The organism is Mycobacterium sp. OAE908 (assembly GCF_017872775.1).
In the GTDB taxonomy this organism is placed as follows: Bacteria; Actinomycetota; Actinomycetes; order Mycobacteriales; family Mycobacteriaceae; genus Mycobacterium.
This window is the reverse complement of sequence record NZ_JAGGJL010000002.1, coordinates 1,436,728-1,454,195: the sequence shown is the minus strand read 5'-3', so window position 1 is coordinate 1,454,195 and position 17,468 is coordinate 1,436,728. Positions and strand designations below refer to the sequence as shown.

Below are 17,468 nucleotides of genomic sequence, written 5' to 3'. Positions count from 1 at the left end.
GCGATTCAAGAACGCATGGAGTCGAGGAAGTAGGCTTCTTTTCCCGTCGGATAGCCGCCGCCGTCGGTTGCGATGTGAACGTGGTCCATGTGGTTGGCGGTTTCGTTGCCGTAGTTCGCCGTCCAACTCGGCGCGGCTTGGGCCGGGTAGAAGCCCTGCCGCCAAATTACGTGGATCACGCCCCACGTCTTCGCCATCGCCAGCGCGTAGCCCGCGATCTGGTTGCCCAGCGCGATGCCCGCTTCGCTGTGATAGTCCGGGATCATCACGTCGATCGCCAACCCGTTGGGATGCCATGGCAACGGGTCCTGCCGATACCCGCCGATCGTCTTGATCTCCGGGAACATCACATTGATCGCACGCGCCACCCAAATTGTGTGGATCTGCAAGCCGTTCTCCGGCGCGATGCCGGCAGGCAACGCGAACTGGAAATCCTGGCCGGCCACCGGCGCACTCGCGGCCAACAAGTCCGCGGCCGAGGGGGTAGCAAGCTTCGTCGCGCTCGGCGGAACGGCTTCCTGCGTTGATGGCGGGACTGCCGCGTTCGCAGGGCTGTGCCGAGGCTCTGCGCCCTGCGCATAGAACATGCCGCAGGCAAGAACAACCGACGCGCCGAGCGCCAACCAGCGACCCCGGCCGTCGGCTAACAGGTTCTTGCCCACGGCCAGCACCCTACTGCCGGATCCGAGACGGAATGGCTACCTTCACCAAAGGTTGAGAGTTACGCAATCATCGGGTCGATCGCCGACCGGGGCACCAGCACCTGCGTCGCCCCTGCCGCCTCCGGCAGCAGTGTCCCCTGGTCGAAGAAGAAGATCACCCCGTCGTTGACGACCGCGAAGTTCTGGTAGTTGTTCGGGTTGTACAACGCCGCAGGAGCAATCGCGACGGGCGGTGGCGCCGCCACCGGCGGCGTTGTGGGCGCTGGGCTCGTGGTCGGCGTCGTCGCCGCAGGCGGGGTGGCCGGCGCGGCCGGCGGTGGAGGTGCCAGCTGCTTCTGCAGTTCAGCCTGCACGATCGGGCCGACGACCTTCAGCGGATCGTCGACTCGCCACAACGGTGTGTTGTTCTTATCGTCCGGTGCGGCCGTCCAGATGATCGCCTTGCGATAGCTCTGGTCCCAGTTGAACGCCTTGAACATCGTCTGCGGATGCGCGCCGCCGACGTTTTGGTACACCTTGAACACCACAGCTTGCGTCCCGCGCGGCGGCACTGCCGAGTTGTACTCCGTCGGCGTGATGTTCAGCTCGTACGGGGTGTCGCGCGGCGCACCGGATTTGGCCACGTTGAGGAACCCGTCGCGCGTCTGGGCAATGTAGTCAGCCACCGACTTCTGGTCGGGATAGTCCAGCGGGATGCTGATGTTGACGCTGTAGCCGGCGTCGGAGAGCTGGATCTCGCACGTCCGGCCGGTATTGCCGCCCTTGAGATCGGCGCAGTAGTCCTTTGGCGCGGCGGAGGCCACGCCGGAAGAGCCGAAGATGGCGACGGCCGCGACCAGCGCGGCCACATTGAAGATGCGCACCCGTATTCCCTCCTGGCAAACTGCGGCGTACGCCGCGGACGAGAGATTAGCGGGTAGTACTACTCATCCGCTAAATGCCCTGGCCGGGCATGCTTGTGTCATGTCGCTCAGCCAGCCCGCATCCGACAGCGGCACGGACGCCGTCACCACACCGGTCGGCCGCGACCGTGCTGTCGACGTCATCCGCATCGCCGCACTTGTCGTCGTGATGTTCGGCCACTGCGCGCTGCTGCTTGCCACCATCGACTCCGGTGGGCTGCGCATCGGCAACCTGCTCGGTGAGATTCCCGCGCTCGCCCCGATCACCTGGGTCGTTCAGGTGATGCCGCTGTTCTTTCTGGCAGGTGGCGCTGCCGGCGCCTACAGCTGGCGCGCCGGAAACCGTTGGGGGACATGGCTATTCACCAGGGCGCAGCGCCTGTGTCGGCCCGTGTTCTGGTACCTCGCGGCATGGTCGGCCGGTCTCGTGGTGGCGCGCATGACCCTTGGCGCCGAATCCGCAGAGGGGCTGGGGCGCGAGTGCGTCGCGCTGCTGTGGTTCCTCGGGGTTTACCTCGTCGTGCTCGCCTTCGTCCCAGGGCTCACAAGGCTTCAGACCGGTCGTGGCATCGCCGTCGTCGTCGCCGCATTGCTCGCCGCAGCGGCGGCCTTCGATGCGATCAGGATCGCCGTCGGCGCACCCATGTCCGCGGCAGCCAACTTCCTGATCGTCTGGCTGATCCCCGTCGCGATCGGGGTCGGATACGCGCGTCGGCTAATCAGCGTCCGCATGGCATGGGCCGTTGCGGTCGCGGCGCTCACCACGCAGGTCGTGGTGGCGATCGCGGGGCCCTACGAAGTGTCTCTGGTGGTCACCGGCACCGAGCGGATGTCGAACGTGACGCCGCCGACGTTCCTGCTCGCTCTGCAGTGCACGTGGTTGTCGTTCGCCTTCGTCGCTACCGCGAGTGTGATCCGGACATGGGCGGCCCGGCCGCGGGTTTGGCGGGCGGTTGCCGTCGGCAATGGGGGAGCGATGACCCTCTACCTTTGGCACATCCCGGCAATCGCAGTAGCCACCTTCACGCTGAACGCGTTCGGTCTCGACGCGTATGACGTTCACGCACAAGGGTTTTGGGCCCGCCTAGCGCTGCGGGCGGTCGTGTTCGCGGCGGTGATGGCCGTGGCTTTCCGACTGCTGTCACCGCTCGAGCATCGCCGGCTGCCGTGGTGGGATACACCGGCCGACGCCGACGGCGTCCGTGCCTACGCCGCCGGAGCGCTGGTTTGCGTCGCAGGCGTTGCGGTCCTGGTGCTCGCCAAGAACGGGCTTGCAGACGCCACCGGGTGGACGGCCCTCGGCGGCTTCGTCGCCGCCGCGGCCGCCGCGCGGATAGCCGCTACACCCCGAGCGCGGGTCCGATAGTGGTGTTCCAGGACTCCTGCATCTCCGACTCGAACAGCCCCCAAGTGTGGGAGCCCTCTGGTCGCACGACGTAGTTGATCGGCACCCCGGCCGCCGCCGCGGAGTCGGCGAACACCTTGGTGCTGTCGGCGACGATGCGTTCGATCAATCCGCCGGTGAAGTTGGGGCCGAAGCCCTCGGGCAGCCGGTCGACGGCACCGACTCCGCCGCTGGCCGATGCGGCGGCATAGACAGCCACTCCCTTGAGCTTGGATACGTTCTTCGACGGGTCGTGGGCCACCCACAGCGGGTCACCGGGCGGGCCCCACATCGCGTCGGCGCTGGCACCGCCACCGGCCAGGGTCAACGACACCTGCTGGGGCTGATCTGAGGGGTTGAGCAGCCCACTGTAGGAGCCGACGGCCCGATACAGGCCAGGCGCCTGCACGGCGTAATCCACGGCGGTGCCACCGGTGCTCGACAACCCGCCCACCGCGTTGCGGCCGTTGGTGTTGTACTGCTTGTTGATCAGCGGCGGCAGTTCTTGCGTCATGTAGGTCTGATACTGCTTGCTTCCGTCAGCGACCCAGTTGGTCCACCAGCTGAAGGCGCCGCCCAGTGGAGAGACCACGTTGACGTTCTTGTTCGCGAAAAACCCCTGAATGTCGGTCATGCCGAACCAGCTCTTGCCGCCGGGCGCGATGCCCCCGCCGGCAATGTCGTCGCCGCCGTCGATGCCGGGCAGCAGATAGAACGTGGGCGCGCCCGACTTGGGGGCCTTGAAGACGTCGTTGACGATGACGGTATTCATCGACGGCGAGTACACCGACACCTTGTCCCACCGGTCGTTGACGTGCTGAATGTCGGTGATGTGTGGACCGCCGCCCGGAGCCCCACCCGGCGGATCTGCCGCCGCGACCGGGACCGACAGGAACGGAAGTACCGAGATCAAGACGACGACGAACACACGGATACGACTCTTCAGTTGGGTCACGGGCTGATTATGTAGTTCAGCGAATCGACAGGCAACTCTTTCCGACTTCAAATGTTGCGTGTCGCTCGATCTCGCCGGCCCGCCCTGACCTGCGGTTCGTAAAATGAAAGTGGCTGTCATAAGACGCCAGTTCTGTTGCATCCCAATCGAAGAGAGCGCCGGTCGAGCTAACCGGATTGCCACTGACGGCAATTGTTGGGATCGGTAGCCGCCGAGGGCGTCTGTACTTATCGCGATGACGACGCCAACGAGGCTGCGCACCACGAAAGGACAACCGTAATGAAGCTCGTGCCCACCCAGCTCGAGGAACAGATCAACCGCGTCGACCGCAACACGGCGCTGGGGATCGGGATCGCAACCGGCCTGACCGCACTGTGGTGCGCATACCGGCTGATCTGGCTGATCTACACGGCAGTCACGTTCTCCAGCGTCGGCTGGTCACCGATTGCACTGGTCTTCCCGTTCGTGATCTGGGGCGTGATCGGTGTGGTCGCCGGGATCGCCGCATTCAGCTTCCTGACCCGCTACGCCAAGGGGACCTAACCCCAAACGACTAGGCCTGGCGCTTGTTCACGACGTGGGCGGGCGCCAGGCCTCGTTACGTCAGGCGAGGGGTGCAATAGGGGGTGCGGGGGGAGCCGCAGGACCCGGAGGAACCGGCGCGGCCTCCAGATGCGGTGCGGGACCGACAGTTCCCGCGGCGGGTATCGTCGGCGCCGCGCTAACCGCAGGCGCGGACAGCGGCGACGGCCCGGGCGTGGCCTGCGGTCCCGGTGCCGGGCCAGTGCCGGGTGGTTGCGCCAACGCGTCCGCGGCCCAACTCGCTTGCAGCTGATTGGCGACGAAAGTGGCTGCCTGATCGGTCATTCCGGCATCGATGTACGTGTTGTGTGCCGAGAAACTCCTGCCGCTGGTATCGCAGACGAGGTCGTTGTCGACACACAGGTCGATGGTCTTGCCCACGTACTGCGGCCCGATAGTGACGGCCGGGTCATTGATCGCACGCATAAAACGTGTCGACGGCTTGCCGAACAGGGCTACCGCTGCGACGTGGTTTGCCACCTCGGGGGGCATCGGTGCCGGCACCTCCGCCGGCGAAACCCCATCGGGCACAACGCTTGCGGTGACGAAGCCCATGACCGCCGCGCCCTGCGAGAATCCGCCGAGCACCATCTTGGTCTTCGGGCAATTCGCGGCAGTGGCGAGGATGTGTGTGCGTGCATCGTTGATGCCGTCGATGGCGGTGGAGAATTCGATGGTCGCCGGATAGTCGACCGCGTACACGCCAAGCCACTTCGGGGCGACCCGCGCGCGCAGTGCGTCGACGAACGCTTCCCCCGTCGGCCCTAGGCCCGGCGCTTCGGTGGTGCCCCGAGCGAACACGACTTCGGCGTCCGGGCACGGCTCGGCCTGCGCTGTCGGAATCGGTGCACTCTGCAGACCGCAAGTCGCCAGTGCCGCAGCGCCGATCGATACCGCGATGTGACGTGGCCTCACGGACCTATGCTTGCATACCTCGACAGGTGATGCGCGCCGAGCGGAAAGCCCTTCGCGCGCCCCGAGTTTGCCCCATTTTCCCAGCACAGCAGCAGTAGCGATGAACTGCAGCTTCGCCATGACTGACCTCCCGACTCGCAACGATGTCATCTATGTCGTGAGACAGCCGCCGAGTATTACGCGGAACCCAGATGCTGCCAGCCTGGCTGAAGTGGATTGCGGTGAATACTACGTAACTCACCGCCGAATACCTAGTCTCTTACCGCCTCCTTAGAGCTTGCTAATCGCACGCTAGCGAAGCGGCGCAAGATCCTCTGCACGCGTTGATGTTTCGCCTTCCTAGATCCGATTCGCCGCGAAAGTTGCGGCCTGATTGACCATTCCGGTCTCGATGTATGCCGTGTGGGCACGCATGTCTCCGCCGTCGGAACAGATGGGGTCGTTCGGCACACACAGGTCGATCGTTCTGTCCACGTACTGCGGAGCGATCGTTGGCAGTGGGCCGGGGGAGAGAGTGTCCGCGAACGCACTCCGCGGAGCGCCGAAGAGCGCGGCGGCCGCGACGTGATCGGCGATCTGGACAGGCGCGGCCGTGGTCGACAGGTCGATCACCGCTGCGCCTTGGGAATATCCGCCGAGCACCAACCGAGTATTGGGGCAATTCGCGGCCGTCGCTTGAATATGGGCGCTCGCGTCCTGTGCGCCGGCCGGGGTACTGGTTTCGAAGTCGCGGCTGGCGGGATAGTTCACCGCGTACACCCCGACCGTGCGTCCGCCCAGTTGCGACCGAAGTGAGTCGATGAAGGTCTGCCCGATGCCACCCGGACCTGGAGGCTCAGTCGTCCCGCGCGCGAACACGACCTCCACATCAGGGCATGGATCGGCGCCGGCGGCCGGGAGGTTGGCAAGAGGCAGTGCCCAGGCAGTCGTCGCCACTGCCGCGCCGACGGTGATTCGGTAGAAGCTCGACGTGCCCATGCTGGTATGTCGCCAGACGGCCCGCGGATGTCACATCAACGAACACATCAGCCCGGTCGGGTCGTATTGCCGACGGACCGCACCCAGCCGCTGTAGGTTCGCGCCGAAGTACAGCGACGGACGGGTGTCCGGCTCCGCATAGTTGACATAACGTCCCACCGAATGTGCTTGAACCGAGGTATGCGCGCTGGTCAGCCAGCGGTGCGCGGTGTCAACTCGGGCAGCCGAGGGTTCGGTGTACCACTGGACGCAGGCGGCCGCACGTCGCCAGGGAAACGCGGCATCACCCGGCCCACCGTCTTGGACAGCACCGGATAGTGACTCGATCACCGCAGTCGCCGAACCCGCGTCGAGCGGCCATGCAGTCGTCGCAGCGGCGATCGATTCCGCGGCTCCGCGCGTCATCTCCCCGATGATGTCGGATCCTGCGACGAACGCTCGCGGACGAGCCGCCTGACTGCCTCCTTCGAAGTACCGGACGAAGTCCATGCGCCCCAACGTTCGGGTGGTAGTGCTCGTGGGCTGCACACCAGCGGCGGCACTGAACTGACTGGCCCTGTGCGGCCCGTCGCCTGCCGGCGTCGCCAGCACAACGGTGCAACCCGCCGAGCCAGCTCCCACGGTGATGTTGACCATGCCCCAGATCGCGCGGTCGGCGCTCTGCAACCAGTCGTGCCAACCGAGGATCACGTCCGCGGTGGCATCTTCAGGGAACTCGACGGTGACGACGTCCCTTTCGGCGGTCGGAAAGGTCCGGAATGTCAATGAGGCGACGACGCCGACGGCTCCGCCGCCCCCGCCGCGCAGCGCCCAGAACACGTCGGCATGCTCATCTGCCGACGCGGTGATGACCTCACCACTGGGCAACACGACGACGGCCGATGCCAGGGCGTCGCACGTCAATCCGGCGCGCCGCGCATCCGACCCGAGTCCGCCGCCCAACGTCAACCCGGCGACGCCAACGGTCGGACAGCTACCACTGGGAATCGAAAGTCCCTCCGCGGCCAGGGCCGTCTGCACCGAATCCAGTTGTGCCGCAGCCGGAATCGTCACCAGCTCGCGGTCGTGGGTGGGCTCGCCGGGCAGTCGCCGTAAATCGATGACCATTGCGCCGTCGGCGGTCGAGGCGCCGATGTAGGAGTGTCCGCCGCTGCGGACGGTGACCTTGATGTCTTTTCGCGCGGCGAACTCGACGGCCTTGCGAATGTCATCGGTCGATTGCGCCGTGACGACGGCGGCCGGTGTCGAGTCGTCGAAGAGCGCGTTGAAAAGACTTTTCGCCGTGGCGTAATCGGGATTGGACGGGAGGAGGACGTGGCCCTCGATGGCGTCGTCGAGCGCCGCCCAGTTCTGCGGGCCGGAAGCCTCAGCCGGGCTCGGTGCGGCCGAATTCGTTGGTTGCACCTGCGGTCCGTGCACGGGTGTCCGGCACGAGGCCAGCGCAGTGGCCGCGGCAGAGCCGAGTGCACCGCGGATGAATACCTGACGTGAGATCTCCCGCGTCATGGCCGGATTACGGCTGGACTGTCAGGCAGCCTGTTCGAAGAGCGGCGTGACCCGCGCTGCCGTCTGCAGGACGACGCGTGGCGACCGCCGATTGCGCGTATGCAGCGTGACCAGTGAACCCGACCGTACGACGCCCAACGGCCCCTGACGTGCGAAACGCGAGATCGCGCTTGTCCGCACGGCCATCGCTGCCTTCGCCTGGCGGTATCCGAACCGAATGCCAGCTCCGGAGATGATCAGAAGCCCGGCGATGCCCGGCAGCGCGAACGCGGCGAGGGCCGTCAGGGAAGCGGGCGCCAGCACGGCCTTGACGGTGTGCTCGAGGAACGACAGGGCGTCGGTCGGGCCGGCGCCGCCAACCGCCAGCGGGGCGGTCCCGGACAGCGACAAGTCGGCGCTCAAGCCCGCGGCCGCAATTCCGCCGAGCGTTGCGGGTGCGATGACGTCGCCGAGCAGCGGCATGTCCCCGCTGGGAGTGAACGGAAGAATCGGGCCGGCGAACGGCGTCGTCGGTGATGTCAGGCCTGCACCTGCTGCAACCGAACGGCCGAGGCCGGAGGTGACGCCGACGGTTTCGACTGGCGTCGTCGCGAGTCCGACCATCAGCGAGTACAGATCGCCCGGCATCTGGGCGAGCGGCGCGACCGCGCCATTGACGGTCACCAGCATGCTCTGCAACGAAGTGATGACGTCGCCGAGCGGATCTTCTGACCCGGGAAGGCCAGCGAAGACGCCGGGCACGGTGAGCGCAACCCCGGCAACTGTTGCCACCGCGTTGGTCACCGGTCGGAACGCCGTCATGCCGGGCGCGACATTGCCCGATGGGGGAGGTCCGCCCGGATCCGCCGCGGCGGCGTCGGCGTTGAGCGGAGTCGCGGCGGGATCGCCGCCCTCCGAGTTTTCACCGGCCTCGGCTGGATCGGTGGTGATCGCGGCCGGAATGGCCTCTGAGGACTCGGTGTTGTCGGCATCGGGGTCGGGCGCAACGACATCTGGCGTCGGTTTCACCGCAACGGGTGGTTTCGGTGCCGGTTTGCCGAGCGAACGCAGCTTCTGAAGGACGCTTTGAAGGGTGGTGTTGAGCGAAGATTTCGGTTTATTAGCGGTGCTAGCGGTCGACGCGGTCGAACCGCCGGCGTCGCTCGATTCACTGACCGACTGGCTCGTGGAGGTGCTCGCACCTGTTGTTTCGGTGTCGGCTGTCGCGATCGCTCCACCGCCGCTCCCGATAAGGAGTCCGGTGGTGAGCACGCAGACACCCGCTGCGAGGCGCAGTTGCGTCGAAATCTTGGTCTCCTCCCACCAGCAAGCGATCTCGTCGGTAGGTAACGAGGGGCATTCTCGCACAGTTTCGGTCTTTAACTACCTCGATTCTGCAGTGAATCCGGCTCAAAAGAAATGGGCAGCAAACAATTTCTTGCAGGGACCCGAAAATGATCTTTGTCCGCACCGGCGCGGGGCGTACGAATTGGGTTTGCTGGCATCGGTTTACGCCGCGAGTTTCCCGGTGGACGCCGAGGTGGCGGGGCGAAAAGGCCGGTCCACCGACAACCCGATCACTCCGCATATGGTGGCGTTGCCGTCGCTTTGGTATTGGTGCATACCTCACGAGCCGCCGGCGGCCGAGGCGTCGTCTTTACGCGACTGAGTTTGCCGCGGATCTCGCGCCCGGGTTCGGCCCGGATCGCGGCGATGGCCGCGGGCTGGTCGGATCATTGCGAATTCAACTCTCGATCGCCCGTGCGAGGGTTGGTACGACTTCTGACCATGGCCTTCGTTCAGTTCAGCGGCGTGACGTTTCACGACCCCGACCTCGCCCACGGCAGTTACGTCCTGTACACCGCCGCCGACGGGATCAGTCGGTTGATCGACCTCGACGGCGTGGTGCGCAACGAGTGGCCGTATCCGGGCGTTCCGGCCAGGATCATCGATCCCGCCCTCAACGGCGGCCGGGTCGGCGATATCGGCGTTCAGCTCACGCAGCTGGCCGACTCGCCGGGCGGCATCTACGGCAATCGGACTGTCGGTCAGCTGTCGTGGTCGGGGGAGAAGGTGTGGGAGTGGGGTACCGAGGCGCCGGATGGTGCGGCCCGCCAGAACCACGATTGGGAGCTGCTCGGCAACGGCAACCGCCTCATTCTGGTGGCGATCCCGCGGGAGGTTCCAGCGCTGGGCCCCCACATCGTGGGGGATCAGGGCATTTACGAGGTGGCGCCGGACGGTCGAATCGTCTGGGAATGGAAGGCGGGCGACCACCTCGACGAATTCGGCTTCACCGCAGAAGGTTTCGAGTACCTACGGCGAAGTGTGGCGCGCCAGCCCGACAACATCTGGGGCTACCTGGAAATCAACAGCGCCAGCACGCTTGGACCGAACCGCTGGCACCGCGATGACCCGGACTCCGTCTTCCATCCCGACAACATCCTGATCAGCTCACGCAAGGCCAACATCGTCGCTCTGATCGACAGGGCCTCCGGTCGGATCGTGTGGCGGCTCGGTCCCCATTTCGATGACGCTCCCGGCGCCGAGCATCAACGCATCAACAGCCACGCGTTGCCGCGGCCACTCGATCAGATCTCTGGCCAGCACAACCCGCATTTCATCGCCGATGGGCTGCCAGGAGCCGGGAATCTGCTTGTGTTCGACAACCAGGGCGGCGCGGGCTATCCGCCTGCACCCCTTGGCATTTACGCCGGTTCGCGGGTGCTGGAAATCGACCCCGTCACCGAGCACATCGTGTGGCAATACACCGCGGAGGACTCGGGTCGCCCACCGTGGACCTTCTTCAGTTCGTTCGTCAGCAACGCGCAGCGCCTCCCCAACGGGAACACATTGATCACCGAGGGGATGCACGGCCGGATCTTTCAAGTCACGCCGTCGGGACAGGTGGTCTGGGAGTACCTCACGCCGTATGAGGACTACGCGGTTGCGGGTGAACCCGAGGTGAAGGTCCCTACCGTCGACGGTGTCGACCGCCCGACCTTGACGCGGATGATCTACCGGTCGCAGGCGGTGCCGTACGAGTGGGTGCCGACGGACACCCCACGGTCGTCGAACGCTGTCGACCTGCGCGTCGCTAGCAAACGGTAAACGGGGGCCGTCCGCGACACATCGAGGCGATGAACACAGCCGGGAACATGCGTGCAAGGTCGACAGTCGCGCCTGTTTCACAGGAGTTTCCCGATGAAACGTCAATATCGAACGGTGTACGACGTGGTAACACCGTCGGTGGCCGTTTCGATAAACGCCACGACGCCGGTGCTGTGCGCTTTCTCGTCTTCACGAGATGACGCGCAGGAGCGAGCAAACTATGCTCGCTTCGGGTGAGCGCCTGACCCGTAACGGCGACGTCGGTTACGCGACGAGAGTGAGGCATTACGTGCAAGCGGTGTTGGGGCTGTCGATGACATCCACCAGCGTTGGGTGGGTGCTTCTCGACGGACAAGGTCCCGATGCCGCCGTTCTCGACAACGACGCGTTCGACTTTCAGTCCGCCGACGGTGGCGCCGAAGGGGACACGTCGCCGCACATCGCGGCCGCCCGTGGCGCGCAGACGATCGCGACGGCCAGCGGTCACAAGGTCGACACCGTCCACGTCACATGGACCGACGACGTCGAGGCCGACGCCGTGACACTGCTGAAATCGTTGGCGGACTTGGGGTTTGACAATGTGCACTCGATCTCGCTGAGCAAAGCCGCGCAGGCGTGGGGGATCGAGGTCGGGCAGCAAAGTGAGCACGCCAAGACCGGGCTGTGCATCCTCGAGCCTCATCTGGCCACGGTCATGATCGTGGCCACCGGAGCGGGCACGGTGCGCACCGCCGTCACCGATACCCGCGAGTCCCCCGAGGACCTTGTCGAATGGCTGAGGACCGTGTTCCGCAAGGACGGCTGGCTACCGGAAAGTCTGTATCTCATCGGGGCGCATAGCGATCTGGATGAAGTGACCCAACCGATCGCCGACGCCCTGCCGATAGCGGTGACCGACTCGGCCGAAACGCAGATCGCGCTTGCCCGCGGTGCGGCACTGACGCCGGTCAGCCAGGGCGAAACGGCCCCGCCGCAGACTGTCGAGCCGACGTGGCGGGTGTCGCTGACGAAGAAGACAGCCGCCGCTGCGCCTGCGACAACGCAATTAGCCGCGACGGCCATCGACACGGCCGTCACACAGGAGATCGCGAAGCCGCGAAAACAGCCGAAGGCTGGTTCGTCGACGCGGCACCGGCCATGGCTGGTGGCGCATGCGAAGAAGCTGACCATCGGTGCCGCGGCGGTCGCGGTTTTCGGCGCGGCTTTGTCGCTCGCCGCCGGTTCGGCGCTCAACGTCGAGAACTCCGCCGCACAGGCCGCCGACCCGGCCCCGGAGGGTGCATCGGTCACCTCGGTGAGCATTCACACGGTTCCGCCGCAGCCCGTGCCAGAGCTTCAACCGATGGCCGCCGAACCTCCACCCGCACCACCGCCGCCACCGCCGCTGGAACCGCTGCCACCACCGGCAGAGCCGGTTGCATCGGTGGCGCCCGAACCGGTCGCGGTCCCTGTTCCCGAACCGGTGGTTACCGTTGTGCCCCACGCTGTTCCTGCGGCCGCTCCGGTTGCTCCGGTTGCGCCGCTGGCTGCGCCGGTTCCTCCGCCTGCCGCAGCGCCCGCTCCTGTCGCCCCGCCACCTGCGGCACCCGCACCGATCGCGTCGCCACCTCCACCGGGCGAGGGTGCAGAGCCGCCGCCGGCGGATCCGATTCAGCAGGTGTTGAGCCCGCTGTTCAGCGGGCTGCCCTGACCTCTAAGGCTTGACGCCGATGGTGATCAAGTCCGAAAGCACCTGCGTCCACGCGGGCCGGCGGACACGGTGTTGATCGCTGATCGCAAAGCCCGCATCCTCGAACAGCCTTCGCATCTCAGCGGGCGATGGGTTGTGCGAGGGGTTGAGCCGGTTGGCGGACAGCCGATGCAAGGGCAGTACCTGCCGCGGGCTCAAGGTTGCCACTGCGGCCAGACCGCCCGGTGCGAGCACGCGGTGGAAATCACGCAGTGCGGCGGGTTGGTCGAAGAAATGAAACGCCGATGTCGTCACGACGGCGTCCAGCGAACCGTCCTCGAAAGGCAGCTGCTCGGCAGGCCCCTTACGCCACTGCACATGTGAGGAGCGAGCCTTCGCCTGAGCCAGCATGCCGTCGGACATGTCGACCCCGTAGACCTCGTCGGGATGCAGTTCGGCGCCGATACGGGCCGCGAGAATGCCTGTGCCACATGCGATGTCGGCCACCCGGCGGGCGCGGCTGTCCTCGAGGGCAGCGATCACCTCGTCTTGCGCCGGGCGATATACCCACTGCTGAAGGAACGGCAGATCGTAGAGCGGCGCCGCGATGCTCCAGAACTGCGTTACCGCGTCGTTGAGAGTCCGGCGCGGCACCGACGTCACCAGGTCCAGACCGTGGGGTCGGTCGGCGGGTAGTTCATGCAGATGTCGGTGCCGTGTGCGGCGACGCCCTTGTTGTTGAAGAACAGCTTGGCCCAGTTGCCCCAGTGGGTGGCCATCTGCTCGTAGTAGACGTTGGTCGCGGTGTCCTCCGAGTACTGCCGGCGGCCGGCGTAGTCCAGGGAGAAGAACCAGTAGATGCGGTCGCGGGCGGCGTCTTGGACGTCGACGGGCCGGTTCTTGTAATCGGTCATGTAGCGCTCGTAGTAGACCGGTTCGACGTCGCGCACGGCGGCCATGTACTGATCGACGGTGCAGGTGGTCTTCAGGATCCGGTTCGGGATCGGGTAGTCGTCACTGGCATCGGCCGCCGCGACCGCCGGAAGTGCCATCGCCGCCACGCTCACCACAGCCGCCGCGACACTCGCCTTGATCCACATCATCTGACTCCTCACTGGTGGGCGGCCGCGTCGAGTACTGGCAGCTTATCGGGACAGTAGTAACGAAGCGATGCCCCGAGGAACTGCCATGCCTGTTCCGTTGTACTGCCTTTCGGCAGTTGAAGGAAGACGAACTTCGCCGACTTGTCGGCATCCTGGTCGAGCCCGTTGTACAGCCGCTTGCAGGTGATCTTGCCGATCCACGCGTTGTAGTCCTTACCGCCATAGATGCCGTACGTGTGGAGTTCGTTGGCGAAATCCGTGTCCGGATCAGCGTGCGCCGGCGCGGCGAAAACCAACGCAGGTGCTATCGCCGCCACGGCAACCGAAGCGAGTCTGAATCCCTTCATCACACACCTATCTGATTGGGCCCGTTGGGTTTTCATCAGCAGTACCGCCACTGCCGACGCTGACTGGGGTGTCGGCCGAATGCCGGGCCGGCTTCGGCCACGGCACCGGCTTTGGCCGGGTTCGCACGTTCTGCGGCCACCAGAACCAGCGGCCCATCAGCGCCGCGATCGACGGCGTCATGAACGAGCGGATCACCAGCGTGTCGAAGAGCAGGCCGAGCCCGATCGTGGTGCCGACCTGACCGACCACGATCAGATCGCTGACCACCATCGACATCATCGTGAACGCGAACACCAGGCCGGCCGAGGTGACCACTGCGCCGGTGCCCGCCATCGATCGGATGATGCCGGTCTTGATGCCGGCGTGTATCTCCTCTTTGAATCGGGACACCAACAACAGGTTGTAGTCGGATCCCACCGCCAGCAGGATGATCACCGACATCGCCAGCACCATCCAGTGCAGCGGAATACCGATGATGTGCTCCCAGATCAGCACGGACAATCCGAAGGATGTGCCCAGCGACAACAGCACCGTGCCCACGATGACCGCAGACGCGATCACCGCCCGGGTGAGCAGGAGCATGATGATGAAAATCAAGCAGAGCGAGGATATTCCGGCGATCAGCAGGTCCCAGTTCGAACCTTCCTGCATGTCCTTGTAGGTGGATGCGGTGCCGCCCAGGTAGATCTTCGAGCCCTCCAGCGGCGTGCCCTTGATGGCCTCGAACGCCGCGTTCTTGATCTGCGGGATCAGCTTGATGCCCTCTGGGGTGGCGGGGTCCGCTTCGTGAGAAATGATGAACCGCACGGACTTTCCGTCCGGCGAGACGAACATCTTCATGCCGCGTTTGAAGTCCGCGTTGTTGAACACCTCGGGCGGCAGGTAGAACGAATCGTCGTTCTTCGATGCATCGAACGCCTGGCCCATGGCGCCCTGGTTCTCCTGCATCGCCTTCATCTGGTCCTGCTGACTCTTCTGGCTCTGATACATCGTCAGCGAGATGTTCTTCATGCTCTGCATCGTCTCGATCATCGACGGCATCAGCGCGACCATCTGCGGCATCAGGGTGTCCAGCCGCTCCATGTCGGGGAGCAGGTTCTTGATGTCATCGGTCATCGTGTCGATGCCGTCAAGCGTGTCGAAGATCGATCTGATCGACCAGCAGACGGGGATGTCGAAACAGTGCGGTTCCCAGTAGAAGTAGTTTCGCAGCGGCCGGAAGAAATCGTCGAAATCCGCGATGTGGTCGCGCAGTTCCTCGATGTCGACCGTCATGCCCTTCATCTTTTCGACCATGCTGTGCGTGGTCGCCGCCATCTGCACGGTGATGCTCTGCATTCGCTGCATCGTGTCGATCGAGGTCTGCATGTCGTTGGCCTGCTTGAGCATGTTGGCCATGACTTTGTCCATGTAGTCCTGGTTCATCTGCTGGGTGGTGCCCTGCATGCTGATCAGGAACGGGATCGACGTGTGCTCGATCGGGGTGCCCTCAGGTCGGGTAATGGACTGCACCCTGCCGACGCCAGGAATGTGGAAGATGCCCTTGGCAATTCGGTCGATCACCAACATGTCCGCGGAGTTGCGCACGTCATGATCGGTTTCGACCAGCAGCATCTCCGGGTTCATCCGGGCCTGCGGGAAATGCCGGTCCGCCGCCGCGTATCCGACATTGGCAGGGATGTCTGGCGGCAGGAAGATCCGGTCGTTGTAGCTCGGTTTGTAGGACGGCAGCGCCAGCAGGCCGACCAGCGCCAATGCCACCGATGCAGCGAGAATCGGCCCCGGCCAACGCACTACGGCGGTTCCCATCCTGCGCCAGCCGCGGGTCTTCATCGCCCGCTTGGGGTCGAGCAGGCCGAACCGGCTGCAGATGGTCAAGAGCGCGGGCGCCATCGTCAGCGCGGCCGCGACCGCCACCAGCATGCCGATCGCCAGGGGAATCCCTAACGATTGAAAGTAGGGCAATCGGGTGAAGTGCAGGCAGAACGTCGCGCCCGCGATCGTCAAACCCGAACCCAGAATGACGTGAGCGGTGCCGTGATACATGGTGTAGAACGCGGTTCCGCGATCCTCACCGCTTTCACGCGCTTCGTGATAGCGCCCCAACAAGAAGATCGCGTAGTCCGTGCTCGCCGCGATCGCCAATGTGGTGAGCAGGTTGACCGCGAACGTCGACAATCCGATCAGGTCGTAAAAGCCAAGCGCAGCAACGATTCCGCGCGCGGCCGCCAGCTCGATAAACATCATCGCCAGCACGATCAGCACCGTGACGATTGACCGATAGACGAACAGCAGCATGATGAAGATGACGCCGATCGTGATGGCGGTAATCAGCTTCAGGCTCTTGTCGCCAGCATGGTGCTGGTCGTAGGTTAGCGGGGCCGGCCCGGTCACGTAGGCCTTGAGTCCAGGTGGCGCCGGGGTACTGGCCACGAGGTCGCGGACCGCTTGCACTGACTCGTTGGCCAGGCTCTCGCCCTGGTTGCCCGCCAGATAGACCTGAACGTAGGCGGACTTGCCGTCGGCGCTCTGCGCACCGGAGGCGGTCAGCGGATCGCCCCAGAAGTCCTGAATGTGCTCGACGTGCTTCTTGTCGGCCTCGAGCTTGTCGACCAGCCCGTCGTAGTACTTGTGCGCGGCGTCGCTGAGCGGCTGGTCGCCCTCGAGGACGACCATGGCCGAGCTGTTGGAGTCGAATTCCTGGAACGTCTTACCGATGCGTTGCATCGCCTGCATCGATGGGGCGTCGTTCGGAGCCAGCGACACCGAGTGCGCCTCACCGACTACTTCGAGCTGAGGGGCGATGACGTTGACGATCACCACCAGCGCGATCCAGCCCAGGAAGATCGGCACGGAGAACAGCCGGATGAACCGGGGGATGATCGGGTGCGCCCCGACATGTGTGTTGCTCACGCGGACTTCACCAAGCAAAAGGTCTGGGCGTTCACGCCGTCGGTGGTCCTCTCGTCCTTGACCACGCCGTCGACGGTGATGCGGCAGGTGATGGAGTTGCCGTCACTCTGGGCGACGATGTTCGGGCTAGCGGCGGGCGCCGTCGTGGTCAGCGTCAACTGCCACGGAATCGCGGTGTTGACCGCTTTCTGAGGCTGCGCGTCGAGGTCCAGATAGTTGATGGTGGCTGTCGCCCCGTCGCCGAAGATCTCGTACTTCACGACTTTGGGGTTGAAGGGCTCGGGGTCGTTGACCAGGCCGGCGCCCGGCTTCGTCAGCACTGTTTGTCCGAAGAACCCGCGGAAGCGGTCTACCACGAACACTGCGATGACCACTACGAGCAGGATCACCAACAGCACCCAAATGCGCTTGGCAAAACGCAACATCAGACGATTCGCTCCCGTGTCTCAAAGGCAGTCGAG

Annotated in this window: 17 protein-coding genes; 5 read left to right on the top strand and 12 right to left on the bottom strand. The window is 65.0% G+C overall.

Features of this window, described 5'->3' with window-relative positions:
* Positions 1-5: 5 nt before the first annotated feature.
* Positions 6-671 (bottom strand): glycoside hydrolase, encoded by a 666-nt coding sequence (locus J3E61_RS32315; RefSeq protein WP_210086663.1) that lies wholly within the window; start codon positions 669-671, stop codon positions 6-8.
* A 50-nt stretch (positions 672-721) separates the two neighbouring features.
* The gene (locus tag J3E61_RS32310) at positions 722-1,531 is read right to left on the bottom strand and encodes a DUF3298 domain-containing protein (RefSeq protein ID WP_210086776.1); all 810 of its coding nucleotides are present in this window, start codon (positions 1,529-1,531) and stop codon (positions 722-724) included.
* A gap of 94 nt (positions 1,532-1,625) precedes the next feature.
* On the opposite strand from J3E61_RS32310, the gene J3E61_RS32305 reads away from it, so the two are divergent.
* Positions 1,626-2,930: an acyltransferase gene (locus J3E61_RS32305; protein ID WP_210086662.1), complete on the top strand. Its 1,305-nt coding sequence runs from the start codon at positions 1,626-1,628 to the stop codon at positions 2,928-2,930.
* Here the strand turns inward: J3E61_RS32305 and J3E61_RS32300 are convergent.
* Entirely contained in the window at positions 2,905-3,903 is a 999-nt protein-coding gene (locus J3E61_RS32300; protein WP_210086661.1) for an esterase family protein, read from the bottom strand. The two genes, J3E61_RS32305 and J3E61_RS32300, sit on opposite strands and share 26 nt — an antisense overlap.
* 279 nt (positions 3,904-4,182) lie before the next feature.
* Between J3E61_RS32300 and J3E61_RS32295 the strand changes: the two genes are divergently transcribed.
* Entirely contained in the window at positions 4,183-4,446 is a 264-nt protein-coding gene (locus tag J3E61_RS32295) for a hypothetical protein (protein WP_192722532.1), read from the top strand.
* 60 nt (positions 4,447-4,506) lie between these two features.
* Here the strand turns inward: J3E61_RS32295 and J3E61_RS32290 are convergent, their stop codons facing one another.
* From J3E61_RS32290 to J3E61_RS32275, 4 genes are all read right to left on the bottom strand, one after another.
* Complete coding sequence (locus J3E61_RS32290) at positions 4,507-5,520, bottom strand: cutinase family protein (RefSeq protein WP_210086660.1); 1,014 nt, start codon at positions 5,518-5,520, stop codon at positions 4,507-4,509.
* 219 nt (positions 5,521-5,739) lie between these two features.
* Positions 5,740-6,378 carry a cutinase family protein gene (locus tag J3E61_RS32285; protein WP_210086659.1) on the bottom strand — a complete coding sequence of 213 codons (639 nt, stop codon included), beginning with the start codon at positions 6,376-6,378 and terminating at the stop codon, positions 5,740-5,742.
* Positions 6,379-6,408: 30 nt separating this feature from the next.
* The gene (locus J3E61_RS32280) at positions 6,409-7,884 is read right to left on the bottom strand and encodes an FAD-binding oxidoreductase (protein WP_210086658.1); all 1,476 of its coding nucleotides are present in this window, start codon (positions 7,882-7,884) and stop codon (positions 6,409-6,411) included.
* A 21-nt stretch (positions 7,885-7,905) separates the two neighbouring features.
* A complete protein-coding gene (locus J3E61_RS32275) occupies positions 7,906-8,892 on the bottom strand; it encodes a hypothetical protein (protein WP_210086657.1) in 987 nt (328 codons plus the stop codon).
* Positions 8,893-8,956: 64 nt separating this feature from the next.
* Here J3E61_RS32275 and J3E61_RS32270 point away from each other — a divergent pair, with 64 nt between their 5' ends.
* From J3E61_RS32270 to J3E61_RS32260, 3 genes are all read left to right on the top strand, one after another.
* Complete coding sequence (locus J3E61_RS32270; protein ID WP_210086656.1) at positions 8,957-9,532, top strand: hypothetical protein; 576 nt, start codon at positions 8,957-8,959, stop codon at positions 9,530-9,532.
* A 119-nt stretch (positions 9,533-9,651) separates the two neighbouring features.
* A complete protein-coding gene (locus J3E61_RS32265) occupies positions 9,652-10,974 on the top strand; it encodes an aryl-sulfate sulfotransferase (protein ID WP_210086655.1) in 1,323 nt (440 codons plus the stop codon).
* A gap of 220 nt (positions 10,975-11,194) precedes the next feature.
* Positions 11,195-12,664 (top strand): hypothetical protein, encoded by a 1,470-nt coding sequence (locus J3E61_RS32260; protein ID WP_210086654.1) that lies wholly within the window; start codon positions 11,195-11,197, stop codon positions 12,662-12,664.
* A gap of 3 nt (positions 12,665-12,667) precedes the next feature.
* Here the strand turns inward: J3E61_RS32260 and J3E61_RS32255 are convergent, their stop codons facing one another.
* The 5 genes from J3E61_RS32255 to J3E61_RS32235 are packed head-to-tail and all read right to left on the bottom strand — an operon-like array spanning position 12,668 to position 17,432.
* Positions 12,668-13,306, bottom strand: coding sequence for a methyltransferase domain-containing protein (locus J3E61_RS32255; RefSeq protein WP_210086653.1), 639 nt, complete (start codon positions 13,304-13,306; stop codon positions 12,668-12,670).
* Positions 13,303-13,743, bottom strand: a complete 441-nt coding sequence (locus J3E61_RS32250; RefSeq protein ID WP_192722539.1) for a DUF5078 domain-containing protein — start codon at positions 13,741-13,743, stop codon at positions 13,303-13,305. The genes J3E61_RS32255 and J3E61_RS32250 overlap by 4 nt, the downstream gene beginning before the upstream one ends.
* 11 nt (positions 13,744-13,754) lie before the next feature.
* Positions 13,755-14,093 carry a DUF732 domain-containing protein gene (locus J3E61_RS32245; protein WP_192722540.1) on the bottom strand — a complete coding sequence of 113 codons (339 nt, stop codon included), beginning with the start codon at positions 14,091-14,093 and terminating at the stop codon, positions 13,755-13,757.
* A gap of 7 nt (positions 14,094-14,100) precedes the next feature.
* Positions 14,101-17,007, bottom strand: a complete 2,907-nt coding sequence (locus tag J3E61_RS32240; protein WP_210086652.1) for an MMPL family transporter — start codon at positions 17,005-17,007, stop codon at positions 14,101-14,103.
* The gene (locus tag J3E61_RS32235) at positions 17,004-17,432 is read right to left on the bottom strand and encodes a hypothetical protein (protein WP_192722542.1); all 429 of its coding nucleotides are present in this window, start codon (positions 17,430-17,432) and stop codon (positions 17,004-17,006) included. The genes J3E61_RS32240 and J3E61_RS32235 overlap by 4 nt, the downstream gene beginning before the upstream one ends.
* Positions 17,433-17,468 lie beyond the last annotated feature (36 nt).